Origin of the sequence: Nocardioides sp. YIM 152315, assembly GCF_029210375.1 — a bacterium.
GTDB lineage: Bacteria > Actinomycetota > Actinomycetes > Propionibacteriales > Nocardioidaceae > Nocardioides.
On sequence record NZ_JARGER010000043.1, the window covers coordinates 292,406 to 316,462 of the forward strand.

At 72.1% G+C, this 24,057-nt stretch carries 24 protein-coding genes and 1 tRNA gene; 14 read left to right on the top strand and 11 right to left on the bottom strand.

All coding sequences use genetic code 11. The features are described 5' to 3' along the window. The first annotated feature begins 8 nt into the window (after positions 1-8). Positions 9-383 (top strand): MscL family protein, encoded by a 375-nt coding sequence (locus tag PZ894_RS20305; protein WP_275747602.1) that lies wholly within the window; start codon positions 9-11, stop codon positions 381-383. Positions 384-386: 3 nt separating this feature from the next. Here PZ894_RS20305 and PZ894_RS20310 read toward each other — a convergent pair whose 3' ends face one another. Together PZ894_RS20310 and PZ894_RS20315 are read right to left on the bottom strand one after the other, a co-directional pair. Further along, entirely contained in the window at positions 387-566 is a 180-nt protein-coding gene (locus PZ894_RS20310) for a hypothetical protein (RefSeq protein ID WP_275747604.1), read from the bottom strand. Positions 567-576: 10 nt separating this feature from the next. After that, positions 577-1,917, bottom strand: a complete 1,341-nt coding sequence (locus PZ894_RS20315; protein WP_275747606.1) for an LCP family protein — start codon at positions 1,915-1,917, stop codon at positions 577-579. Positions 1,918-2,128: 211 nt separating this feature from the next. On the opposite strand from PZ894_RS20315, the gene PZ894_RS20320 reads away from it, so the two are divergent. The 8 genes from PZ894_RS20320 (at position 2,129) to nrfD (ending at position 10,878) form a co-directional block, all read left to right on the top strand. Further along, positions 2,129-2,204: transfer RNA gene (locus PZ894_RS20320), tRNA-Arg, on the top strand. A gap of 111 nt (positions 2,205-2,315) precedes the next feature. Continuing rightward, positions 2,316-2,552, top strand: a complete 237-nt coding sequence (locus PZ894_RS20325; protein WP_275747608.1) for a Prokaryotic metallothionein — start codon at positions 2,316-2,318, stop codon at positions 2,550-2,552. A gap of 40 nt (positions 2,553-2,592) precedes the next feature. Next, complete coding sequence (locus PZ894_RS20330) at positions 2,593-3,864, top strand: MFS transporter (protein WP_275747610.1); 1,272 nt, start codon at positions 2,593-2,595, stop codon at positions 3,862-3,864. A 4-nt stretch (positions 3,865-3,868) separates the two neighbouring features. Continuing rightward, entirely contained in the window at positions 3,869-4,963 is a 1,095-nt protein-coding gene (locus PZ894_RS20335) for a hypothetical protein (RefSeq protein WP_275747611.1), read from the top strand. A 186-nt stretch (positions 4,964-5,149) separates the two neighbouring features. Continuing rightward, positions 5,150-5,734: a hypothetical protein gene (locus tag PZ894_RS20340; protein ID WP_275747612.1), complete on the top strand. Its 585-nt coding sequence runs from the start codon at positions 5,150-5,152 to the stop codon at positions 5,732-5,734. Positions 5,735-5,765: 31 nt separating this feature from the next. Further along, positions 5,766-8,996 (top strand): formate dehydrogenase, encoded by a 3,231-nt coding sequence (gene fdh / locus PZ894_RS20345; RefSeq protein WP_275747614.1) that lies wholly within the window; start codon positions 5,766-5,768, stop codon positions 8,994-8,996. Further along, entirely contained in the window at positions 8,996-9,946 is a 951-nt protein-coding gene (locus tag PZ894_RS20350) for a 4Fe-4S dicluster domain-containing protein (protein ID WP_275747616.1), read from the top strand. The genes fdh and PZ894_RS20350 overlap by 1 nt, the downstream gene beginning before the upstream one ends. Continuing rightward, entirely contained in the window at positions 9,943-10,878 is a 936-nt protein-coding gene (nrfD, locus tag PZ894_RS20355) for an NrfD/PsrC family molybdoenzyme membrane anchor subunit (protein WP_275747617.1), read from the top strand. Before PZ894_RS20350 ends, nrfD begins: the two co-directional genes overlap by 4 nt. 45 nt (positions 10,879-10,923) lie before the next feature. Here the strand turns inward: nrfD and PZ894_RS20360 are convergent, their stop codons facing one another. The 4 genes from PZ894_RS20360 to PZ894_RS20375 form a co-directional block, all read right to left on the bottom strand. After that, positions 10,924-11,466 (bottom strand): hypothetical protein, encoded by a 543-nt coding sequence (locus PZ894_RS20360; RefSeq protein ID WP_275747618.1) that lies wholly within the window; start codon positions 11,464-11,466, stop codon positions 10,924-10,926. 115 nt (positions 11,467-11,581) lie between these two features. Next, positions 11,582-12,781 (bottom strand): L-2-hydroxyglutarate oxidase, encoded by a 1,200-nt coding sequence (gene lhgO, locus PZ894_RS20365; protein ID WP_275747619.1) that lies wholly within the window; start codon positions 12,779-12,781, stop codon positions 11,582-11,584. 228 nt (positions 12,782-13,009) lie between these two features. Then, positions 13,010-13,477 carry an aromatic ring-opening dioxygenase LigA gene (locus tag PZ894_RS20370; RefSeq protein ID WP_275747621.1) on the bottom strand — a complete coding sequence of 156 codons (468 nt, stop codon included), beginning with the start codon at positions 13,475-13,477 and terminating at the stop codon, positions 13,010-13,012. A gap of 676 nt (positions 13,478-14,153) precedes the next feature. Further along, positions 14,154-15,326: a saccharopine dehydrogenase NADP-binding domain-containing protein gene (locus PZ894_RS20375; RefSeq protein ID WP_275747623.1), complete on the bottom strand. Its 1,173-nt coding sequence runs from the start codon at positions 15,324-15,326 to the stop codon at positions 14,154-14,156. A 66-nt stretch (positions 15,327-15,392) separates the two neighbouring features. On the opposite strand from PZ894_RS20375, the gene PZ894_RS20380 reads away from it, so the two are divergent. Next, entirely contained in the window at positions 15,393-15,665 is a 273-nt protein-coding gene (locus PZ894_RS20380; protein ID WP_275747624.1) for a DUF2277 domain-containing protein, read from the top strand. Between the two features lie 17 nt (positions 15,666-15,682). Beyond that, complete coding sequence (locus PZ894_RS20385; RefSeq protein ID WP_275747625.1) at positions 15,683-16,504, top strand: Sir2 family NAD-dependent protein deacetylase; 822 nt, start codon at positions 15,683-15,685, stop codon at positions 16,502-16,504. Positions 16,505-16,525: 21 nt separating this feature from the next. Here PZ894_RS20385 and PZ894_RS20390 read toward each other — a convergent pair whose 3' ends face one another. Together PZ894_RS20390 and PZ894_RS20395 are read right to left on the bottom strand one after the other, a co-directional pair. Beyond that, positions 16,526-16,849: a hypothetical protein gene (locus tag PZ894_RS20390; RefSeq protein ID WP_275747626.1), complete on the bottom strand. Its 324-nt coding sequence runs from the start codon at positions 16,847-16,849 to the stop codon at positions 16,526-16,528. A 195-nt stretch (positions 16,850-17,044) separates the two neighbouring features. After that, positions 17,045-17,731 (bottom strand): metal-dependent transcriptional regulator, encoded by a 687-nt coding sequence (locus tag PZ894_RS20395; RefSeq protein WP_275747627.1) that lies wholly within the window; start codon positions 17,729-17,731, stop codon positions 17,045-17,047. 48 nt (positions 17,732-17,779) lie between these two features. On the opposite strand from PZ894_RS20395, the gene PZ894_RS20400 reads away from it, so the two are divergent. The 3 genes from PZ894_RS20400 to PZ894_RS20410 are packed head-to-tail and all read left to right on the top strand — an operon-like array spanning position 17,780 to position 21,452. Then, a complete protein-coding gene (locus tag PZ894_RS20400) occupies positions 17,780-19,114 on the top strand; it encodes a deoxyribodipyrimidine photo-lyase (protein WP_275747628.1) in 1,335 nt (444 codons plus the stop codon). Next, on the top strand, positions 19,111-19,812 hold the full coding sequence (locus tag PZ894_RS20405) for a hypothetical protein (RefSeq protein ID WP_275747629.1): 702 nt from the start codon (positions 19,111-19,113) through the stop codon (positions 19,810-19,812). Before PZ894_RS20400 ends, PZ894_RS20405 begins: the two co-directional genes overlap by 4 nt. Positions 19,813-19,838: 26 nt before the next feature. Beyond that, positions 19,839-21,452, top strand: a complete 1,614-nt coding sequence (locus PZ894_RS20410; RefSeq protein ID WP_275747631.1) for a glycoside hydrolase family 13 protein — start codon at positions 19,839-19,841, stop codon at positions 21,450-21,452. A gap of 7 nt (positions 21,453-21,459) precedes the next feature. Here the strand turns inward: PZ894_RS20410 and PZ894_RS20415 are convergent, their stop codons facing one another. The 3 genes from PZ894_RS20415 to csrA all read right to left on the bottom strand — a co-directional run bounded on the left by PZ894_RS20415 (position 21,460) and on the right by csrA (position 24,004). After that, positions 21,460-21,933 carry a MarR family transcriptional regulator gene (locus tag PZ894_RS20415; protein ID WP_275747632.1) on the bottom strand — a complete coding sequence of 158 codons (474 nt, stop codon included), beginning with the start codon at positions 21,931-21,933 and terminating at the stop codon, positions 21,460-21,462. After that, positions 21,930-23,561, bottom strand: a complete 1,632-nt coding sequence (locus PZ894_RS20420) for an MDR family MFS transporter (protein WP_345799164.1) — start codon at positions 23,559-23,561, stop codon at positions 21,930-21,932. Before PZ894_RS20420 ends, PZ894_RS20415 begins: the two co-directional genes overlap by 4 nt. Before the next feature lie 182 nt (positions 23,562-23,743). Beyond that, positions 23,744-24,004: a carbon storage regulator CsrA gene (csrA, locus tag PZ894_RS20425; protein ID WP_275747633.1), complete on the bottom strand. Its 261-nt coding sequence runs from the start codon at positions 24,002-24,004 to the stop codon at positions 23,744-23,746. Between the last annotated feature and the right edge of the window lie 53 nt (positions 24,005-24,057).

The window sequence follows — 24,057 nt, forward strand, 5'->3', positions numbered from 1 at the left end:
GTCCGGGCATGAGCGGATTCAAGAACTTCATCCTGCGGGGCAACCTCGTCGAGCTCGCCGTCGCCCTGATCATGGCGCTGGCCTTCACCGCCATCGTGACCGCGACCGTCGACCTCATCATGGGACTGATCGGGAAGGTCGGCGGGCAGCCGGACTTCTCCGGTTGGGAGCCCGGCGGACTCCCGTTCGGCGCCTGGGTGACGGCGGTCGTGAGCTTCGTGATCATCGCGGCCGTCGTCTACTTCCTCATTGTCCTGCCCTACACGACGGCGAAGGACAAGTTCTTCCCGAGCGAGGAGCCGGGGACGCCGGAGGACGTGCAGCTCCTCGAGGAGATCCGCGACCTGCTCGCCGCCCAGCAGGGACGGCCGACCGGGCTCTGACCCTCAGGAACCATGGTGCGGGGGCACCTGCTCCCGCAGCCACCGGTCCGCCGCGGACTCGCGCTCGGGCGCAGCGGGCTCTCGCTCGTCGCTGGTGGTCTCCGGCAGCGCGTCGCCGAAGATCTCGGCCCGGCGCCGGCGGCGCTGCCACTCGACGTCCTGCCCGGTGGGCTTGTCGCTCACCCGTCCAGCCTCACACGCACAGGCCGGCGTTCTCCAGTGCCTCGCGGCGGGCGGCCTCGTCCTCCGGTGTGGGGGACGGGCTGCCGGTCGACGGGCTGCCGGAGGGGGACGCCGACGAGCTGTCCGACGGATCGTCGGAGGGGTCGTCGGAGGGGTCGCCGGAAGGATCGTCTGAGGTCGTCGCCGACGGCTCCTCGGCCCCGCCCGGGACGTTGCCGGCGCTGATGACGCCTTCGGCCAGGCGCTTGGTCAGCGCCTCGTCCTTGCGGAGCTTGTCCCACACCTTGTCGGCGTCGGGCTGCTTCCACGCCAGCCGGTTGGGGTCGCTCGGGGCCTGGATGACCGGGATGGTGATGAACTGGATGTTGTTCAGGCCGATGCCCTGGAACTGGCTGCCCAGGTCCGCGATCTTGATGACGTTCTCGAGGCCGGGGTCCACGGTGAGCGACTTGGTCGCCGAGTCGAGGAAGCGCACCAGCCGGTCGGGACGCGCGAGCGTCCCGGCGGTCACGACGGCGTGGGCCATCGAGGCGATGAAGGCCTGCTGCCGCTTCATCCGGCCGATGTCCGAGCCGTCGCCGACGACGTACCGCTCCCGCACGTAGTTGAGCGCCTCGGTGCCCTTCAGCTTGCGGGTGCCCGCAGGGATGTGGATGGCGTGGGCCGGGTCGTCGATGTCCTCGGGGATGCACATCTCGACGCCGCCGATGGCGTCGACCATGCCCCGGAAGCCCTCGAAGTCGACCTTGACGAAGTGGTCGAGGCGGATGCCGGTGATCTGCTCGAACTGCTGGATCGTGCAGGCCGGGCCGCCGAGGTTGAACGCCTCGTTCCACATCACCCCGGAGCCGCCGGGGATCTTGTCGCCGCCCTCGGTCTTGCACTCCGGCCGGTTGACGAGCAGGTCGCGCGGGATGCTGACGCCGTAGGCACGCTCCCGGTCGGCCGAGAGGTGGAAGAGGATCGTGGTGTCGGAGCGTTCGCCTGCGCCGGTGAGGCCGTCGATGTTGTTGCCCTCGCCGTCACGCGTGTCGGAGCCCATCACGAGCACGTTCAGCGGCTCGCGCGGGCCCTCGACCTCGACCTTGTCCGGGCGGTCGGAGAGCTGCGCGCTCGGGTCGAGCACCTCGAGGTTGCCGTTGAGGTGGCGATAGAGGAACGCCACGCCGAGCCCGGTCGCGAGCGCGAGCGCGACGACCGTCGAGAGGAGCACCTTGCCGACCGTGTGCCGCCGCTTGACCCGACCCCGCCGCTTCGGGCCGTTCGTGGCTCGCTGAGCGACGTCCGGACCGGTCTCGGGAGTGGCAGCGCCGGACTCGGACGGGGTACCGTCGAGCTCAGCGTCGGACATCGATGACCCTTCGGTCGGGGACTCGGGGAGCCGCTCGGCGGCTCGGTCGAGCGTAGAGGGCGAACCTGAATTGTCCCTGTGACGACCCGCGTCGGCCAAACCGGCGGCCTACCACGGCGTAACAAGCACCCGTCCACCGGGCCCGCGCGTACGCCGTGCGACGCCGCCCGTGTCGTGCTGCCGCGACGCTCCGACTACGATGCCCGCGCACGCCCCAGTAGCTCAGTGGATAGAGCAGCCGCCTCCTAAGCGAAAGGTCGCCAGTTCGACTCTGGCCTGGGGCACCACCGCACGAGCACAGCTCACGACCAACTCTCCTCGTCCGACGCGGGCGCCGAATGCGCGCACCGAGCGCGGGTACCGGCCAGCCTGCACCCGCGGACGTGAAGGAGATGGCGATGGGGACCTGCGAGGTCTGCGGCAACGACTACGACAAGGCGTTCGAGGTCGTGGCCGCCGGCGAGCGCCACACCTTCGACAGCTTCGAGTGCGCGATCCACCGACTGGCGCCCGCGTGCGAGCACTGCGCGTGCAAGGTGATCGGCCACGGCGTGGAGGTGGACGGCCACTTCTACTGCTGCGCGCAGTGCGCTCGCCACGCCCACGGGGACGCCGCGGTCCAGGACCGCGCCTGATGTCGGCGCCGAGCCGCCGGAGCCGGGCCTCCGGGCCCCGGTGACCTCGAGGTCGCGGGCAGGTCACGGGCCAGACGCGGGCGGATCGGCCGACAGTGCGCCCCTCGGGTTCCTCGTCGCGCTCGGCGCCCCCGCCGCCGGGCTGGCCCTCGGGGTCACGGTCATCTCGACCTACCTGCCGGTGCTCGTCGAGCAGACGACGAACGCCGTGGTCATCGGGGCGCTGGTCGGGGGCGAGGGCTTCTTCGGGATCTTCATGCCGACGCTGCTGGGTGCGTTCTCGGACCGGACGGCCCGCCGGGTCCGCGACCGGGTGGTGCTGCTCGTCGGGTGCGCGGTCGTCCTCGCGCTGGCGCTCCTCGCGGTCGGCGTCGTCGCCGAGCTGAGCCCCCACGTCCTGGTCTGGTACGTCGTCGCGCTCGTCTTCGTCTACGCGGCCTACTACGGCTACCTGGCGCCGTACTGGGCGTTGTACCCGGACCTCGTGCCTCGCGACCGGAGCGGACGGTCGCGCAGCGCCGAGAGCACCTGGCGCGTCACCGGCGTCGGGCTCGCGCTCGTCGGCGGCGGGCTGCTGCTCGACGTCGCGGCCGGGCTCCCCTTCTTCGTCGCCGCCGCGGCCGTGGTCTGCGCGACCGTGGTGCTGCTGGTCGGGCTGCGGTCGCGGATGGATCGGGCGGTCGTCATCGACGCCGACCGGGGACGACTCTCCGGCACCCGGCGACTCATGGGCGACCCGGCCATCCGGCGGCTGTGCCTGGCCGAGGGTCTGTGGAACTTCGCACTCTCCTCGCTGCGTGCGTTCGTGGTGCTCTTCTTCGTGGTGGGGATGCACCGCTCCTCGAGCTTCGTCTCCACCGTGATCTTCCCGTTGGTCGCGGTGGGGATCGCGATCGCGGCACCGACGGCCGGGTGGATCGCGGACCGGTGGGGCCACCTCCGACTGCTGCTCACGGCCCTGGTCGTATACGCGGCCGGGATGGCCCTGCCGGGCATCTGGCAGGAGACCTGGGTGATCGCCGCCATCCCGCTCGTGGCGATGGGCGCGGCGACGGTGATGACGCTGCCGTTCTCGGTGCTGATGAGGCTGCTGCCGGAGGGCAACCACGGCGCCGCGTCGGGGCTCTTCGGCCTCTGTCGCGGGCTCGGGGCCACGCTCGGTCCCGTCCTGACCGGTGCCGTGATCGTGCTGGTGCGGCCAGTCATGGACGGCACCGAGGGGTACGCCGCGATGTGGCTGTGCTGCTCGGCGATCCTCTTCCTGAGCGTGCCGCTGCTGTGGGGACTGCGGCACGACGACCGCATCCACTGAGCCGGTGGACAGCGCTGCATTGGTGGCCGTCGCGGTGGTGGCGGTGCGTGCCCTGGTGCCCCTGGCCGTCTTCCGCTGGCCGCTGCCGGCCCTGCTCGCGTCGTTCGTCGCCGACGCCCTCGACCAGACCGTGTTCCAGGCCTTCGGCGACGTGCCGGCGGACTACGAGGCCTACGACAAGGCGATGGACACCTACTACCTCGCGCTCGCCTATCTCGCGGCGCTGCGCAACTGGACGTCGGTGCCGGCGGTCCGGATCGCCGGCTTCCTCTTCTTCTACCGCCTGGCCGGCGTCGTCGCCTACGAGCTCGCCGGCCGGGCGATCCTGCTGCTGGTCTTCCCGAACACCTTCGAGTACTTCTTCGTCGCCTACGAGGTGGTCCGCCTGCGCTGGCGACCCGAGCTCGTCCGCGGTCGCTGGTGGCTGCTCACCGCCGCCGTCCTCTGGGTGCTGGTGAAGCTGCCCCAGGAGTGGTGGATCCACGTGGCGCGCCTCGACACGACCACCTTCGTGTCGGACCACCCCGGCTGGGGCTGGTCCGCGCTCGCCGCGCTGCCGGTCGCCGCCGCCGCGACCTGGCTGGTCCTGCGCCGCCACGTCCCACCACCCGATCACGGCTGGCGGCTCGTCGCCGACGCACCGCCCGCGGAGGTGGACGAGACCTCCGAGCAGAGCGAGTGGATCGCTCGGCACGTGTCGCTGTGGTCCTGGTCGACGCTCGAGAAGGTCTGCCTGGTGACGATGCTGGTCGTCGTCTACGGGCAGGTCGTGCCCGGCACCGACGCCACCGAGCCGCAGCTCTTCCTCGGCAGCCTGCTGGTGGCCGTCGGCAACGTCGCGGTCGTGCTGGTCGCCGCGCGACACCGCTGGATGCCGCGGTCGCTGTGGCGCGTCGTCCTCGGTCGGTTGGCGCTCAACGCACTGCTGGTCGCGGTCGTCGACGGCCTGGCCTCCGCGTTCGGCGTCGTGGTCGACCCGGGGCACGCGCTGGTCTTCCTGGCGCTGATCACGGTGGTGGGCACGGCGCACGACCACGTCGTCCCGATTCGCGCGCGACGCGACCACCAGGCCCGGTCCCGGGCCGATGCCGGGTGGTGACCAGCGACTCACGCCCCGCACTCCCGGAGCAACCGGCGCCCCCGGGCGGGCCCGGCGTCTCGGTCCTCGGGTCGCCTCGGTCACTCGATCGACCACCCACCGGACGCATACCGGCGCGAGATTCGGTTACCGCGTCTCGACAAGGTACTTGCGCTAGCGCAAGTAACTCGGGGAGAGGTGATCGCCGTGCAGTTCGAGGAATCCACCTTCGTGCCCGTCGTCCTGGGCCTCTTCGGCCTCGGGACCGGCTACCTGATCTGGGGTCCGCAGGAGCTGTTCGGGCAGCCGCCCCGAGAGCCCGCCGTCGACCGGGCGACCGGGGTGTGGGGGATCTGGATGCCCGGCTTCTGCCAGTTCGTGACCGGCGTGCTGCTCTTCGTGGGGCTGACCTGGTTCCAGGTGTTCAAGGAGCCGGCGCTCTACATGGCAGCGCTGGCGTTCTCGGCGTACGGCATCCACTGGTTCGCGCTGGGCTGGAACCGCTACCAGGGCAACGACCCCCGGCCCAACGCGGGGATGTCCGTCGCGTTCACCACGATCAGCGTGCTCGGCATGGTCGTCTTCTTCGACGTTCCCGACGGCTGGCCCGTGGGGCTGCTCTTCCTCGGACTGACCTGTGTCTACGTCTCGGAGTTCTTCGTCGGCCTGCGGATCCCGATCGGCGAGCGGCTGCTGGGGCTCTCGCACATCGTGACCGGCCTCTGGCTGATGTACCTGACGTTCAGCACGGTGCTCAACATCGCCTCGGGATACGACCTGCCCGCGGCATGAGACGACGTTCGAGCATCGCGGAAGTGGTTACATGGCACCCGTGAAGGCGTTCCTCGGCTGGCCGCTCGTGCGGCAGGTCATGGGCGCGGACCGGCTGGGACGCGGGCACGCGGCCATGTCCGAGCGCAGCCGGGGCCTCGCCCCGCGCACCACCGACGCCGACGAGGTCGTCGACTCGATCTGCCCCTACTGCGCGGTCGGCTGCGCCCAGAAGGTCTTCGTCAAGGACGGCGCGGTCACCCAGATCGAGGGCAGCCCCGCGAGCCCGATCTCCCGCGGCCGACTCTGCCCCAAGGGCAGCGCCAGCAAGCAGCTCGTCACCTCGCCGACCCGGGTGACCAAGGTCCGCTACCGCCGCCCCTTCGGCACCGACTGGGAGGACCTCGAGCTCGACACCGCGATCGACATGATCGCCGATCGCGTCATCAAGACCCGCAAGCAGTTCTGGGAGTGGGAGGCGGACGGCAAGCGCACCCGCCGCACCCTCGGCATCGCGAGCCTCGGAGGAGCGACCCTCGACAACGAGGAGAACTACCTCATGAAGAAGCTCTACACGGCGATGGGCGCGATCCAGATCGAGAACCAGGCACGCATTTGACACTCCTCCACGGTGCCCGGTCTGGGTACCTCGTTCGGCCGCGGTGGGGCGACCACCAACCTGATGGATCTCCAGAACTCCGACTGCATCGTGATTCAGGGCTCCAACATGGCGGAGGCACATCCGGTGGGCTTCCAGTGGGTGGTGGAGGCCACGCGACGCGGCGCGACCGTCATCCACGTCGACCCGCGCTTCACCCGCACCTCGGCGCTCGCTGACGTGCACGTGCCGATCCGGGCAGGGTCCGACATCGCCTTCCTGGGCGCCCTGGTCAACCACGTGCTCAGCAACGACCTGGACTTCCGCGAGTACGTCGTCGCCTACACCAACGCCGCCGCGATCATCGGCGAGGAGTTCCGCGACACCGAGGACCTGGCCGGGCTCTTCTCCGGGTACGACGCCGAGTCCGGCAGCTACGACCCCGAGAGCTGGCAGTACGTCAACGCTCCCCAGGCCCCGGCCGCGGGCCAGCGCGACCCCGCCCAGCCGGGTGGACCGCACGAGGAGCGGCACCGCGCCGCCCGCTCGGAGACCGCGGGGTCCGGTGGTCCGGCCGTCAGCGCGAAGCCCGAGCGTGACGAGACCCTGCAGCACCCGCGGTGCGTCTTCCAGATCCTCAAGCGACACTTCGCGCGCTACACCCCCGAGATGGTCGAGCAGGTCTGCGGCGTCGCCCCCGAGCAGTTCGCGAAGGTCGCCGACGCCCTGACCTCCAACAGCGGGCGGGAGCGGACCTCGGCGTTCTGCTACGCCGTGGGGTGGACCCACCACAGCGTCGGCGTGCAGAAGATCCGCACGGCGTCGATCCTCCAGACCCTGCTCGGCAACATCGGCCGCCCCGGCGGCGGGATCATGGCGCTGCGCGGGCACGCGAGCATCCAGGGCTCCACCGACATCCCGACCCTCTTCAACATCCTGCCCGGCTACCTGCCGATGCCCCACGCCCACGAGCACGAGAACCTCGACGACTACGTCGCCGGAGACGCCGGTTCGACCGGCTTCTGGGGCAACATGCGCGACTACGCCGTCAGCCTGCTCAAGTCCTACTGGGGTGACGCGGCGACCGCCGACAACGACTTCTGCTTCGACTACCTGCCCCGCCTGACCGGCAACCACGGCACCTACGAGACCGTGAAGGGCCAGATCGAGGGTCGGTGCAAGGGCTACTTCGTCGTCGGCGAGAACCCGACGGTCGGGTCGGGCAACGGCAAGATGCAGCGACTCGGGATGGCGAACCTCGACTGGCTGGTCGTCCGGGACATGCAGCTGATCGAGTCGGCGACGTTCTGGAAGGACGGCCCCGAGATCGAGACCGGTGAGCTGGCCACCGCGGAGATCGGCACCGAGGTGTTCTTCCTGCCGGCCGCCTCCCACGTGGAGAAGGCCGGGTCGTTCACCCAGACCCAGCGGATGCTGCAGTGGCGCGACAAGGCGGTCGAGCCACCCGGCGACTGCCAGAGCGAGCTGGACTTCTACCACGAGCTCGGCGTCCGGATCCGGCGCAAGCTGGCCGGGTCGGCCGACGAGATGGACCGGCCGCTGCTCGACCTGGTCTGGGACTACCCGCGCGACGAGCACGGCGACGTCGACGGGCAGGCGGTGCTGCGGGAGATCAACGGCACCGGCCCCGACGGCGCCGCGCTGTCGTCGTACACCGAGCTGAAGAGCGACGGGTCCACCGCCTGTGGCTGCTGGATCTACTGCGGCGTGTACGCCGACGAGGTCAACCAGGCGCGGCGGCGCAAGCCGCACTGGGAGCAGGACCAGGTCGCCGCCGAGTGGGGCTGGGTCTGGCCGGCCAACCGGCGGATCCTCTACAACCGCGCGTCGGCCGCGCCGGACGGCACGCCCTGGAGCGAGCGCAAGAAGTACGTCTGGTGGGACCCGGAGGCGGGCTCCTGGACCGGTGCGGACGTCCCGGACTTCATCGCCGACCGGCCGCCCGACCACGTGCCGGAGGACGGCGCCACCGGTCCGGACGCCCTCGGCGGGCAGGATCCCTTCATCATGCAGACCGACGGCAAGGCCTGGCTCTACGTGCCGGTCGGGCTGGCCGACGGGCCGATGCCCACGCACTACGAGCCGGCGGAGTCGCCGGTGCCGAACCCGCTCTATCCCGGCCAGCAGGGCAACCCGGCGATCGAGAACATCAAGACGGCGTCCAACCCGATGAACCCGTCGCTCTCGGAGGTCTTCCCCTTCGTGTTCACCAGCTACCGGCTGACCGAGCACCACACCGCCGGCGGGATGAGCCGCACGCTGCCCTACCTCAGCGAGCTCCAGCCCGAGCCGTTCTGCGAGGTCTCCCCGGGGCTGGCGCGCGAGCGCGGGCTGGAGCACCTCGGCTGGGCGACGATCGTGACCGCGCGCACGGCGATCGAGGCGCGCGTGCTGGTCACCGACCGGCTCCGCTCGCTGCGGCTCGGTGACCGGACGATCGAGCAGGTCGGGCTGCCCTACCACTGGGGCCCGAACGGCATCGTCCGGGGCGACGCGCCCAACGACCTGGTCGGCCTCGCACTCGACCCCAACGTGCACATCCAGGACAAGGTCGGCACCTGTGACATCCGGCCGGGCCGCCGCCCGCGGGGGCCGGCCCTGACGGCGTACGTCGCCGACTACCGCCGGCGGGCGGGCGTGGTCGATCCGGAGGAGGACAGCTGATGGGCAGCCTGTGGGGCCGACTCGACGACGTCCAGACCGACGCCGGGTACGGGTCGCCGGACGAGCACCCGCCCCGGATGGGCTTCTTCACCGACACCTCGGTCTGCATCGGCTGCAAGGCCTGCGAGGTGGCCTGCAAGGAGTGGAACGAGGTCCCCGACGACGGCTACCTGCTCACCGGCATGTCCTACGACAACACCCAGGAGCTCGGTGCCTCCACCTGGCGGCACGTGGCGTTCGTGGAGAAGCCGCTCGACGTCCCCGTCGAGGCGCCGCCGGCCGACCTCGGCATGCCGTCGATGGGTCCGCCCGACCCGCAGGGTGCGGAGTCGGGCGGCGAGGGTGGCGTGCGCTGGTTGATGTCCTCCGACGTCTGCAAGCACTGCACCCACGCCGCGTGCCTCGACGTGTGCCCCACCGGGTCGCTCTTCCGGACCGAGTACGGCACCGTCGTCGTCCAGCCCGACATCTGCAACGGGTGCGGCTACTGTGTGCCGGCCTGTCCGTACGGCGTGATCGACCTGCGCGAGGGCGACGGCCGGGCGTTCAAGTGCACGCTGTGCTACGACCGGCTCAAGGAGGGGCAGACGCCGGCGTGTGCCCAGGCCTGCCCCACCGAGTCGATCCAGTACGGCGAGCTGTCCGAGCTGCGCGAGCGGGCCGACCGGCGGCTGACGGAGCTGCACGACCAGGGCGTCGACGTGGCCCGGCTCTACGGCCGCGACCCCGACGACGGGGTCGGCGGCGACGGCGCCTTCTTCCTGCTGCTCGACGAGCCGGAGGTCTACGGGCTGCCGCCCGACCCGATCGTCACTACCCGCGACCTCGGCTCGCTGTGGCGCCACGTCGGCGCGGCCGCGGCGACCGTGGCCGGCCTCGGCGTGGCGTCCTTCGCTTCGAGACGCCTCGTCCCTCGGCTCCTCGGCACGGCCCTCGGGGGCCGGCGGTGAAGGAGCAGCGCCTGGTGCCGGAGCCCGAGTTCGAGTCCTATTACGGCCGGCCCATCCTCAAGGAGCCGACCTGGAAGACCCCGGACGTCCCGCTCTACCTCTTCCTGGGCGGCCTGGCCGGCTGCTCCGCGGTGCTCGCGGAGGGTGCGGCGCTCACCGACCGGCCCGACCTCGAGCGGGTCGCCCGGCTGGCGGCCGCAGGAGGTGCCGCCGCCGGGACGGTCGCGCTGATCCACGACCTCGGCCGGCCCGAGCGGTTCCTCAAGATGCTCCGCGTCTTCAAGCCGACCTCCCCGCTCTCGGTGGGCTCCTTCATCCTGGCCCCGTTCAGCGCGCTGTCCGGTGCGGCCGCCGCCGCGCAGGTCACCGGCCTGCTCCCGCGGCTCGGCCGGGTCGCCGGATCGGGCGCGGCGCTGCTCGGCCCGCCGCTCGCGACGTACACGGCCGCCCTCCTCGCCAACACCGCCGTGCCGGCCTGGCACGAGGCGCACCGCGAGCTCCCGTTCGTCTTCGGGGGCTCCGGCGCACAGGCCGCCGGCGGGCTGGCGATGCTGCTGGCGCCGATCGACCAGACCGCGCCGGCGCGCCGGATGGCGCTGGCCGGAGCCGTCGTCGAGCTCGCCGCGGCCGAGACGATCCTGCGACGCCACGGGCTGGTGGCCGAGCCCTACCGGACCGGCAGACCGGGCCGGCTGATCCGGCTGGCCCGTAACTGCACGGCGGTGGCGTCTGGGATCACGGCGCTCGCCGGGCGTCGATCGCGACTGCTCAGCGCCGTGGCCGGCGCGACGTACGTCGCCGGCTCGCTGACCACCCGGTTCGGGATCTTCGAGGCGGGCCTCGCCTCGGCGCGGGACCCGAAGTACACCGTGGTCCCGCAACGGGAGCGGCTCGCCCGCCAGGGTGGTGGGTCGGCAAAGATCGACGGGTGAGCTCACTCGCCGCGGCGCGAGACGGACTCCGCCTCGCGTGCCTGGTCAGCCGAGCTTCAGCTTCGAGAGCGTCGCGCCGTCGGTCGGCGCGCAGTCTCCGGTGACCCCGAACGTGGCGATCTCGAAGGAGATGCTCTTCACGACGACCGGCAGCTTCTTCGCAGACTTCGCGACCTTGGCCGTGCCCTTGAGCTTCGGCATCGGGACCGGCTCGTTGGCGCCGACGTCGACGGTGCGCTTGCCCTTCAGCGTGGCGGACCTGCCGCCGACGGTGACCTTCATGGTCGCCGAGAGCTCGGCGTTGACGGCGACCGGCGAGACACCGGGCATCGCGCCGAGCTTCGCGGTCAGCGCCGCCTTGGTCTTCTTGGTCTTCTTGCCCGTCACCTTCACCTTGGCGGTGTAGTCGAACTCGTTGCCGAAGGGCTGGATCGTGCACGAGTTGCTCACCGTGCCGGCGGCCGGCGCCCTCCGGGCGGCCGCGGCGTGCGCGGTGGTGCCGGTCAGCGCGGTCACCATCGCCGTGACGAGCAGGGCGACGGCAGCGAGTGCGCCGAGGCGGGGTCCGGCGTGGTGGCGTGCGGTCATCGCGAGGTCTCCTCTGTCCAGGGGAGGGGCCCGCCCCATGTCCGGGCACCCGGTTCCGGAGAGAATATACGATATTCGGCTCGGCAAGAAGGGCCACGCGGGGCCGAACGGCGAGTCAGGCGTCGCGCTCGATGCGGTCGACGACGTGCTCGGCGATCGCGAGGCTGGACGTCGCCGCCGGCGACGGGGCGTTGCGCACGCTGGTGATCCCGCCGGACCGGTGGATCACGAAGTCGTCCACCAGCGAGCCGTCGCGCTCGAGGGCCTGGGCACGCAGCCCGAGGCCGGCACGACGTACGTCGTCGGCGCCGATCTCTGGCACGTAGCGCTGGGCGTCCTTCATGTACGCCCGCACGGACAGCACCCCGCGCAGCTCGGTGATGCCGGTGCGCCAGTGCTCGCCGGCGAACCGCCAGAAGCCCGGCCAGGCCAGGGTGTTGCCGAGGTCCCGGGCCGCGAACGACGTGCGGCCGTAGGCGCGGCGACTCAGCGCGAGGAAGGCGTTGGGTCCGACCTCGAGCCCGCCGCCGACCCGGCGGGTGAAGTGCACGCCGAGGAACGGGTAGCGCGGGTCGGGGACCGGGTAGATCATGCCGCGCACGAGGTCCTGCTTCGCCGGCACGACCGCCATGTACTCGCCTCGGAACGGCACGATCCGCGGCGCCTTCGGCCCACCGACGAGCGCGCCGAGCCGGTCTGACTCCAGGCCACCGCAGACGACGAGCCGGTCGACGCGATGACGGTCCTCGCCGCACCCGACCTCGATGCCGCCCGGACGCCGCTCGATCCCCGTCACCTCCGTGGAGAGGTGGATCCGCCCACCGGCGTTCTCGATCTCCTCGGCGATCTTCTCGGCGATCGCGACGTAGTCGGTGATCGCGGTGTGGGGCGAGTGGAGCGCCGCGACGCCGGCGGCGTGGGGCTCCACCTCGGTGACGCCGGCGCCGTCGACCCGGAGCAGGCCGGGCACGTCGTTGCGCCGCGCGGTCTGCTCGAGTGCGTCGAAGCGACCCATCTCGTCACGGTCGACGGCGACGACGAGCTTGCCGCACTCGTCGTACGGCAGCCCGTGCTCGGCGCAGTAGTCCTGGATCAGCTTGCGGCCTCGGGTGCACAGCTCGGCCTTGAGGCTGCCGGGCTTGTAGTAGATGCCGGCGTGCACGACGCCGGAGTTGTGGCCGGTCTGGTGCGCCGCCAGCCGGTCCTCCTTCTCGAAGACGAGCACGCGCACACCGGGTCGGCGGCGCGTGAGTTCGCGGCCGACCGCCAGGCCCACGATGCCGCCTCCGACGATGGCAACGGTCTCCTCGGACATGCTCAGATCCTCTCCCACCCGGGGTCGCCCGGCCGACGAGCCGGACGGCGATTGCCTTGACTTCGGTATGGAAGGGGAGGGCCTCGTCGCCCTGCTCCGTGCAAGGCGACTCTGAGCCGCGGAGGCCGCTCACCACGCCTACGTCATGCACGAGGTGCTCGACGAGGACGGCGACGCCGTACTCGCAGGTGGCTCCCTGATCCGGCCGCCCGGCCGCGTCGGGTCCCGTCAGGTCGCGGCCGGCCGACCCAGCCGGACGAGTGCCCAGCCGAGCAGCATCAGCACGATGCCCATCACGGCGACGAAGACGGCGACGCCGAAGGCGACGACGGAGGTGTACAGGCTGGCGCGGAGGAAGGAGGCGTCCATGACCGTCGCCCGGTTGGGATCGTCCTGGTCCAGCTCCGCATAGGTCTTGCCGCCGCCGATCTCCTCGGCGTGCTCGGCGATGATGTCCGCCTGGGAGTACGCCGTGAAGGGGCCGCGCACCTCCTGCCCCGCGAACCAGTCCGCGTCGTCCGAGACCGTGATGTCCTCGTCGGCCAGCGTCATCGACACCACGGCGTACGTCCCGACGCCGGCCACCAGGAACACCAGCCCCAGCACGCCGATGATGACGCCGATCAGCCGCACCCCGCGCTGCTTCCGGGCCGCCCGCGCCGGCGGGGTCGCCGGGGCCTCGTCCGTCTCCGCCATGCGGTTCAGCGAACCACGGCCGGAACCGCGCGGGCTCCCCCGATTCGGGCGACCGCGTGCGCGCCGTGCCTCGGTGGTTGAGGAAGGCGCGCTAGCGCCTGTCTCGAAACCACCGCAGCCGACCGGGTACGCCGAACTGGGCGCGGTGCTCCAAGGGTACCGAGTGTTGGCGTCCTCCCGGCGGCGCCAGGATGGACGCGCGTCCCCCGCCGTCAAGGATTCCCTGCGGCGGCTTCGCCGTCCTTGACGGCTCCTCCCGCGCGTCCGTTCGGCGCCTACAGGGAGGGACGCCGACCTGCGGTCGCTCCCGGTGTGCTGGGACACCCGGTGGTTGAGGAAGGCGCCCTGGCGCCTGTCTCGAAACCACCCGTCCACAGGACGTCGATCCGGGTGTGGAGAAGCATGCTGGATCGTGATCTGTTCGTGACCCAGACCCCTGTGGAACAAGGGCTTCTGGGTCCTCGCAGTGTCGGTGGCCGGTGCTTGACCTCCCCACCGGCAAGGTCCAGTTCCACCGCAGGACATGACGAACCCGTGGCGCGGGCGGCGCTGGTCTGCGTCGACATCAGAAGCTGGGACGGATCCCCGGTGGCGGGGCGCGAACCGTCACCAGCGGGATGAGCGCCCGCCCCGTCGGGTCAGGCCGAGGACCAGATGGGCCGCGACTGGGCGCGGGCTACTCGACGACCTCGAACCGGATGCCCGCCGCCTGCAGGCGACCGAGCAGCGCGTCGCCCATCGCCTGGGCGGTCGTGACCTGGCCCGCGGTCGACGGGTTGTCGTCGAGGGCGAGGCAGAGCGCCGACTCGGCCAGCATCTTCGCGGTCTCGTCGTAGCCAGGGTCGCCGCCGGAGACGCGGGTGTGCACGGCCCGGCCGTCGCCCTCCGCGACCACGTCGACGGTGAACCACGAACGCGCGCGCCGGGCCTCGTCCGGCCCCTCGCCCGGCTTGATCCGGTCGAGCGCGAGCCTGCGCAGCGGTGGCACCTGGGCGGCGAGCACCATCGCACCGACCCCGGCGGCCCCGCCCGCGGCGTAGCGCAGCGTCCTGGTGCCGGCGTAGTGGGAGTAGCGGAAGTCCGGGCCGTACGCCGCGAGCGCCGCGCCGCTGCGGGCGACCACGGTCGGGTCGATCGTGGGCAGCGGCAGCAGCCAGTAGCCGAGCAGCGGGTCGCGGCGCGGGCGGCCCGCGACGGCCCGCGACCGGCGTCCCTCCGGGCGCGGCTCGACGCGCCGGCGCTCCTGCGCCAGTGCCTTGAGCTGCCGCGCCCGCGCGAACGCGGTCATCGCCGAGTGGAACGTGCCGCCGGAGAACATGGCCTGCGCGCGCACGACGCCGCGCGCCGTGACCGGGCCCGTCGCGCGCAGCTGCTGCACGGCGTAGAGGAGGCCGAGGTCGTGCGGGACCGAGTCGAAGCCGCAGGCGTGCACGATCCGGGCCCCGCTGCGCACCGCGGTCTCGTGGTGGCGCAGGTAGGTGCGGTCCACGAACTCCGGCTCGCCGGTGAGGTCGACGTAGTCGGTGCCGGCCTCGGCGCAGGCGGCGACCAGCGGCTCGCCGTACGCGACGTAGGGGCCGACGGTCGTGATGACGACGCCGGCCCGGGCGGCGACGTCCGCGAGCGAGGCGGGATCGTCGACGTCGGCGTGCAGGAGCGGCAGGTCGGCGAGCGCCGGGTCGACCTCGGCGAGCCGGCGGCGCACCGCCTCGAGCCTCTGCTGGTTGCGGCCGGCGAGCGCCCAGCGCAGCCCGCGCGGCGCGTGCCGGGCGAGGTAGTCGGCGGTCAGGCCGCCGGTGAAGCCGGTCGCCCCGAAGAGGACCAGGTCGAGCTCGCGTGCGGCAGCCATGCGTCCACTCTGTCAGGCGAGCCGTCGGGCGCGCGGTCGGGCCGGGATCGACGTACGCTCGTGGGCATGTGCCGCAACATCCGCCCGCTCCACAACTTCGAGCCGCCGGCCACCACCGACGAGGTGACGTCGGCGGCGCTGCAGTACGTCCGCAAGGTCAGCGGCTCGACCAAGCCGTCGCAGGCCAACCAGGAGGCGTTCGACCGCGCCGTCGCCGAGATCGCGCACGTCACGCAGCACCTCCTCGACGAGCTCGTCACCACCGCACCCCCGAAGGACCGCGAGGTCGAGGCGGCGAAGGCGCGGGCCCGCGCCGAGGCGCGCTACGCCCGCGCCTGACCGGGCGGCCTGATCCGGTGACCCTGACCGCTTCCTCGCCGTCGTACGCCGACGCGCTGGCGCTGCTGCGCGACCGCCCCCTCGTCGTGCTCACCGGCGCCGGCCTGTCGACGGACTCCGGCATCCCGGACTACCGCGGGCCGGGAGCCCCGGCCCGGATGCCGATGACCTACCAGGAGTTCGTGTCCGGCCGCACCGCGCGGCAGCGCTACTGGGCCCGCAGCCACCTCGGGTGGGGGCGGATGGGGCGCGCCGAGCCGAACGCCGGCCATCACGCGCTGGCCCGGATCGCGCCCGGCCTGGTCATCACGCAGAACGTCGACGGCCTCCACGAGCGGGTCGGCACCCCGCGGCTCGTCGCGCTGCACGGCCGGATCGCCGACGTCGTCTGCCTCGGCTGCCGGGAGACGTCGTCACGGGCGGCGCTGCAGGAGCGGCTCGCGGAGCTCAACCCGGGGTTCGTCGACCGGTACGCCGACGCGGCGGTCCGACCGGACGGCGACGTGGACCTCGAGGAGACGTCGGGCTTCGTCGTGCCCGGCTGCCCGGGGTGCGACGGGGTGCTCAAGCCGGACGTCGTGTTCTTCGGCGAGAACGTCCCGCCCGCCCGGGTGGCCCGCTGCTACGACGCGGTCGATGCGCTCCTCGGGACCGGCGGCGTGCTGCTGGTGGCCGGCTCGAGCCTCGCCGTGATGTCGGGGCTCCGCTTCGTGCGGCGGGCGGCGCGCGCGGGCACTCCGGTCGTGATCGTCAACCGCGGGACGACCCGGGGCGACGAGCTCGCGACGTACCGGGTCGAGGCGGGCTGCAGCGAGTTCCTGACCGAGCTCGCCGGCTGAGCCCCTCAGGTCCAGCCGACCTCAGACCGGGCGGGCCCGCAGCTCGCCGAGCAGGTCGACGAGCTCGTGCATCGAGAGGTCCTCGGTGGCGGGGTCGAGGCCCGCGACGCGCTCGAGCGCGAGGTTCTCCGGGAGTCGGGCGCCGACGGCGAAGGTGTAGATCGTGTCGTCGAGGTCGAACTCGATGTTGCGCACCTGCGCCGCGTAGTAGTCGCCGTCGCCGGTGCGCAGGACGACGGACTCACGTGGTTCGAGGCCCCGGTCCAGGCCGGTCAGCGAGTGACCGACCACCAGGGTCCGCTCGCCGCGGACACGCACAGCCCCGTCGAGTTCGATGATCTCCATCACGACCTTCCCCACTGCCACAGAATGGCAGGCCCCCTGTCGCCGCGTCGATGCCGCGCCGATCGCCAAACTACCCCCCGGAGTTCAATGAAAGCGCAAGAAGAACCTGCTCACACCCCAAGAATCGTTCAGAATCCGCCCATTTGGGGACGGACTCCGCCGTGATTTCGCCGCCGCGGCGAGCAATCGGCGGTCTCAGAGCTTGCGAACGAAGATGTGATCGGCCGCCTCCGGGACGATCTCCGCGGTCTCCCCGCCGCTGCCCACGAGCACTCCCTCCGCGGTCGCGACGACCGTGACCGTCTTGTCCGGCAGCGCCCCGACCCGGCGCATCGCGCTCATCAGGACCTCGTCCTTCTGCATCTCCTCCGAGATGCGGCGGACCAGCACCCGGCCCTCGTCCGACCCCGCCGCCCGCGAGAGCGGCTCGACCCCCTCCATGAAGCTCTCGGCCGAGTCCGCCTCCCCCAGCTCGTCGAGTCCGGGGATCGGGTTGCCGTACGGCGACTCGGTGGGGTGGTCGAGCAGCTTGAGCAGCCGCCGCTCGACGGTCTCGGACATGACGTGCTCCCAGCGGCACGCCTCCTCGTGGACGAGCTCCCACTCCAGTCCGATCACGTCGGTGAGCAGCCGCTCGGCGAGCCGGTGCTTGCGCATCACCCGGGTGGCGAGGCGCAGGCCCTCGTCGGTGAGCTCGAGGTGACGGTCGCCCTCGACGGTCAGCAGGCCGTCGCGCTCCATCCGGGCGACGGTCTGGGAGACGGTCGGGCCGCTCTGGTGGAGACGCTCCGCGATCCGGGCACGCAGCGGGACGATCCCCTCCTCGACCAGCTCGTAGATGGTCCGGAGGTACATCTCGGTGGTGTCGATCAGATCGCTCACGCCGCACATTCTGTCTCATCGACCAATCGGCTGGCAGGCTGGACATCGATGGCTGCCGTCCTGTGGTTCCGCCGCGACCTGCGGCTCCACGACAACCCCGCCCTCGTGGCCGCGGCCGCGGACGGCCCGGTGCTCCCGCTGTTCGTCCTCGACCCGGCGCTCTGGGACCCGGCCGGCCCCGGTCGGCGCGGCTACCTCTCCGCCTCCCTGCGCTCCCTCGACGGCGCCGTCGGCGGGCTCGCGGTCGTCCGGGGCGACCCGGTGCGTCGGGTCGTGACCGCGGCCCGGGAGGTGGGCGCGACCCGGGTGCACGTCGCCGCCGACTTCGGCCCCTACGGCAGCCGCCGGGACGACGCGGTCGAACGGGCGCTCGCCGAGCACGGGATCGAGCTCGCGCGCACCGGCTCGCCGTACGCCGTCGCCCCGGGACGGCTGTCCACCGGCGCGGGCAGGCCCTACCAGGTGTTCACGCCCTACCACCGGGCCTGGGCCGACCACGGCTGGCGCGCGCCGGTCGCGCCGCCCGCGCACGTGAGCTGGCGCCGTCTCGACGGCACCGCGGACCTGCCCGACCCCGAGCTGCCCTCGGGCCTGGAGCTGCCGGAGGCGGGCGAGGACGCGGCCCACGACCGGTGGACTGAGTTCCTGCAGCGGGTGGCCGACTACGACGACGAGCGCGACCGGCCCGACCTCGACACGACCTCACGGATGTCGGTGCACCTGCGCTGGGGCGAGATCCACCCGCGGACGATGCTCGCCGACCTCGCGGCCCTGCGCAGCAACGGCGCCGCGGCATACCGCCGCGAGCTCGCCTGGCGCGAGTTCTTCGCCGGCGTGCTGGCGGCGCGTCCCGACACGGCGCGCGAGTACCTGCGACCCGAGCTCGCGAGGATGCGGTACGACGAGCCGGGCGAGCCGTTCGACGCCTGGCGCGAGGGACGCACCGGCTTCCCGGTCGTGGATGCCGGCATGCGCCAGCTGCGGGCGACCGGCTGGATGCACAACCGGGTGCGCATGGTGGTCGCCAGCTTCCTCACGAAGGACCTGCACGTCGAGTGGCCGCACGGCGCGCGCCACTTCATGCGGTGGCTCGCGGACGGCGACCTGGCGTCCAACCAGCAGAACTGGCAGTGGGTGGCCGGCAGCGGCGCCGACGCCGCGCCGTACTTCCGGGTCTTCAACCCGACCACCCAGGGCCGGAAGTTCGACCCCGACGGCGCCTACGTGCGGCGATGGGTGCCGGAGCTCGCCGACGTCGACGTGGTCGCCGACCCGCACGACCCGAGCCCGGAGGACCGGGCGGCGTGCGGGTACCCTGCCCCGATCGTCGACCATGCCGCGGAGCGCCGCGAGGCGCTGGACCGCTGGGAGGAGATCCGGTGACCGAGCTCGTCGTCCCCCGCCGCTTCTGCGGCCCCCCGTCGTCGGGCAACGGCGGCTGGTCGGCCGGTGCCCTCGCCGAGCACGTCGACGCACCGGTCGTGTCGGTCTCGTTGCTGGCCCCGCCGCCGCTCGACACGCCCCTGCGGATCGAGGCCGCCGACGACGCGCGGGTCGCGAGCGTCGACGGATCGCCGGTGCTGCGGGCCGAGCCCGCGACCGGCGACCTGCCGGTGGTCGCCTGGGTGCCGCCCGCGGAGGCGCGCGCCGCGGAGACGTCGTACGCCGGGCTCGCGGCGCACCCGTTCCCGACCTGCTTCTCCTGCGGCACCGGGCGCGACGACGGGCTGCGGATCTTCCCCGGCCGGGTCGCCGACCAGGAGGGGTGCGCGCGGGTGGCGGCCACGTGGACCCCCGACGCCTCGGTCGCCGACGGCCTGCCGGCGACCACCTGGGCGGCGCTCGACTGCGTCGGCGGCTGGGCCGGTGACCTCGAGGAGCGGCTGATGGTGCTCGCCCGGATGACCGCACGCGTGGACCGGCTGCCCGAGATCGGAGCCGAGCACGTGGTCGTCGGGCTCGGTCGTCGTACCGAGGGCCGCAAGACGTTCACCGCCTCGGCGCTCTACGACGCCGACGGCGCGCTGATCGGCAGCGCCGAGCACCTCTGGATCGCGGTCGACCCGGCCGCCTTCGCCTGAACCACCCACCACCTAGGATGGCGAGCATGGGTTTGAACGATCAAACGCGGCGCCAGGAGTGGTGGCGGCACGCGGTCACCTACCAGATCTACCCCCGCAGCTTCGCCGACGGGAACGGCGACGGCGTCGGCGACCTCCCCGGCATCACCTCGCGCCTGCCCTACCTGCGCGACCTCGGCGTCGACGCGATCTGGCTGTCGCCCTTCTACACGTCCCCGCAGCGCGACCACGGGTACGACGTGGCCGACTACCGGGACATCGACCCCCTCTTCGGCACGCTGAGCGACGCCGACGACATGATCGAGCGCGCCCACGAGCTCGGCCTGAAGGTGATCGTCGACCTGGTGCCCAACCACACCTCGAGCGAGCACGAGTGGTTCCGGGCGGCCCTGGCCGCCGGACCCGGCAGTCCCGAGCGTGACCGGTACGTCTTCCGCGACGCCGGGCCCGACGGCTCGCTGCCCAACAACTGGATGTCGGTCTTCGGCGGACCCGCATGGACCCAGGCGCCGGCCGGCCCCGGAGAGAAGGAGCAGTACTACCTGCACCTCTTCGACAGCAGCCAGCCGGACCTCAACTGGCGCAACCCCGAGGTCGGCGACATGTTCGTCGAGGTGCTGCGCTTCTGGCTCGACCGCGGGGTCGACGGCTTCCGGGTCGACGTCGCCCACGGGCTGTTCAAGGAGGAGGGCCTGCGCGACCAGGTCGTCGAGGCGGGCCGGACCGCGAGCAGCGACGCGCGCGACGCCGCCGACGTGCCGATGGTCGAGCGCACGCTGCGCGACGAGCCGATGTGGGACCAGCCCGAGGTCCACGACGTCTACCGCCGCTGGCACGAGGTGCTCGCGAAGTACGACGGCGACCGGATGTTCGTCGCCGAGGCCTGGACCCAGACGCCCGAGTCGATGGCCGCCTACGTCCGGCCCGACGAGTTCAGCCAGGCCTTCAACTTCGCCTGGCTGCTGGCCTCGTGGTCGGCCGAGGAGTTCGCCGAGGTCGTGCGCGGCACGATGGAGGCCGTCGGCCTGGTCGGCGGCTCACCGACCTGGGTGCTGAGCAACCACGACGTGGTGCGGCACGTGACCCGGTACGGCGGCGGCGCGCTCGGCCTGGCCCGCGCGAAGGCGGCCACGCTGACGATGCTCGCCCTGCCCGGCTCGGCCTACCTCTACCAGGGCGAGGAGCTCGGACTCCCCGAGGTCGACGTCGCCGCCGAGCACAAGCAGGACCCGCTCTTCATCCGCACCGGCGAGGGCGGCCGCGACGGCTGCCGGGTGCCGATCCCGTGGAGCGGCGCGGCCGCGCCGTACGGATTCGGCCCGGGCGGCGAGCAGCCGTGGATCCCGCAGCCCGACGACTGGGCGCCGGTCACGGTCGAGGCCGAGACGGGCGACGCCGACTCGACGCTGGAGTTCTACCGGGCCGCGCTCGCCGCGCGGCGTACGTTCGCGACGAGCGCCGGAGACGACGTGGAGCTGCTCGAGCTCGGTGCCGACGTGGTCGCGTTCCGGCGTGGTCCCGTGACCGCGGTGCTGAACTGCGGCACGGAGCCGGTCGCGCTGCCCGCCGGCAGCGTGTTCCTGGCCAGCGGACCGGTCGGCGACACCCTGCCGCCCGACACGGCAGCGTGGCTGCGCTGAACCTGGCTCAGGCGTCGAGCGCGGCGTTGTAGCGGCCGAGCAGCCCGACGAACTGGGCGAGGTCGCCGTCCGGCAGGTCGCCGAGCTTCTCGTCGAGCGACTCCCGGCTGGCCTCCGTGACGGCCGCGAGCCGCTCCCGCGCCGCCTTGCTCGCCGAGAGCAGCGTGGCGCGGCCGTCGTCGGGATCGGGCGTGCGGTCGACCAGGCCGAGGTCGATGAGGTGCTGGGCCTGGCGGCTGATCGCACCCTTGTCGATGCCGAAGTGATCCGAGATCGCCGACGCCCGCATCGGGCCGCGCGACTCGAGCCAGGAGAGCATCAGGTACGTCGAGGACTGCAGCTCGGGGTGCACCGACCGGGCCCGCTCGCCCAGCAGGCGGCGGATCCGGCGGACCATCACCCCGACCTCGCGCTCGAGCTCACCGAGGAGCTCGGCCCGGTCGATCGGGGTCTCGACCGCGACGTCGGCCGCGCTGGTCATCGCTTGCTCTCCTCCACGACACCATGGTGCAGCTCGGCGGCGACCTCGGGCGAGGCCTCGGCGTACTCCTCGAGGTTCGAGGTCCGCAACGGCACCTCCTTGATCAGGGAGACGCAGACCAGGGCGACCACCGCGAAGGGGGCGGCGATCAGGAAGATCTCGCCGAACGACTGCCCGAAGGCACTCTCGAACACGTCACGCACCGGCGCCGGCAGCGCGGCCAGGTCGGGGATCGAGTGGCTGTCGTGGCTGCTGGTCGAGATGCCGAGGGAGTGCAGGCCGTCGGTCACCTTGGTCGCCACCTGGTGGCTGAGCAGGGCGCCGAGGGCCGAGACGCCGATCGAGCCGCCCATCGAGCGGAAGAACGCCACGACGGCGCTGGCGGCGCCCATCTCGGACATCGCCACGTTGTTCTGCACCGCGAGCACGAGGTTCTGCATCGTGGCGCCCATGCCGATGCCGAGGAGCGCCATGAAGAGCCCGATGACGACCAGGCTCGTGGTCTCGTCGATGGTGCCGAGCAGCGCGAGGCCGAGGACGACGAGCGCCATGCCGCCGACCAGCCAGCGCTTCCAGCGCCCGGTCGCGGTGATGATCCGGCCGCTGACGATGCTCGAGACGAAAAGACCGCCGACCATGGCGATGGACATCAGGCCCGCCTCGGTCGGGCTCATGCCGCGGGCGGTCTGGAAGTACTGGCTCAGGTAGACCGTCGAGCCGAACATCGCGAGGCCGACCATCACGGAGGCGATCGTGGCCAGCGTGATGGTGCGGTCCTTGAAGAGGTGGAGCGGGATGATCGGCTCGGCCGCGACCCGCGACTCGACGTACCCGGCGGCGGCGAGCAGCAGGACGCCGGCGGCGACGAGCGCGACGGTGTACGTCGAGCCCCAGGCGAACTGGTTGCCGGCCAGGCTGACCCAGACCAGCAGGATCGAGACGCCGCCCACGATCAGGGTGGCACCGAGGTAGTCGATGCGGACCGGACGCTTCACGACCGGCAGGTGCAGGGTCTTCTGCAGCAGGAAGAAGGCGAGCGCCGCGAACGGCAGGCTCACGAAGAAGCAGCCGCGCCAGCCGAGGGCGGAGTCGACGATCAGCCCGCCGATCAGCGGGCCGCTGACCGTCGCGAGCGCGAAGACCGCACCGAGGTAGCCGGAGTAGCGGCCGCGCTCGCGCGGGGAGATCATGGTCGCGATCACGACCTGCACCAGCGCGGTGAGGCCGCCGACGCCGAGGCCCTGGACGACCCGGGACCCGATCAGCACCTCCATGTTGGGCGCCATCGCCGCGACCACCGAGCCCACGATGTAGATGACCAGCGCGAGCTGCACCAGCAGCTTCTTGCTGAAGAGGTCGGCGAGCTTGCCCCAGATCGGCGTGGTCGCCGTCATCGCGAGCATCGTCGCCACGACGACCCACGTGTAGCCGGTCTGGCTGCCGTGGAGGTCGGCTACGATCCGCGGAAGTGCGTTGGAGACGACGGTGCTGGAGAGCATCGCCACGAACATCGCCAGCAGCAGGCCGCTGAGGGCCTCGAGGATCTGCCGGTGGGTCATCTCTCCGGACTCCTCGGCGGAGGCGGGAGGTGCAGGAGGCGCGGAGGGGCCGCCGGGGGCCTGGGTCACGAGAGCTCGATTCACGATCGGTAGAAGGTTGCCGACGGCAACCATATTCCCGACTGGTTGCTCTCAACAACCAAATTCGAGGTGCGCTGGGCCACAGGTCGTGGGCGATACTCCCTGACGCTTTCGGGGTCCAGAGTGCGTCGGGACCCCGAACACGTCAGGGACTATCCCGCCACGAGGCCTCAGTCGGCGTCGCGGTCCTGGTCGCGGTCCTGGTCGCGGCCGAGGGCCTGCGAGAGCTGGGCGACGAGGTCGTCGCTGGGGGACGCCGACTGGCGGTTGCTCTCCTCGAGCTGCGCGAGCAGCTCGGCCCGGTGGACCTTCAGGGAGCGGGGCGCGTCGATGCCGACCCTGACGACGTCGCCACGGACCTCGAGGATCGTGACGGTGATGTCCTCGCCCAGGACGACGCTCTCCCCCGCCCGGCGACTCAGAACCAGCATGACTCCACCGTAGCCCGCGGATGGCGATCAGCGGCGCCGGACCGCCCGACGGG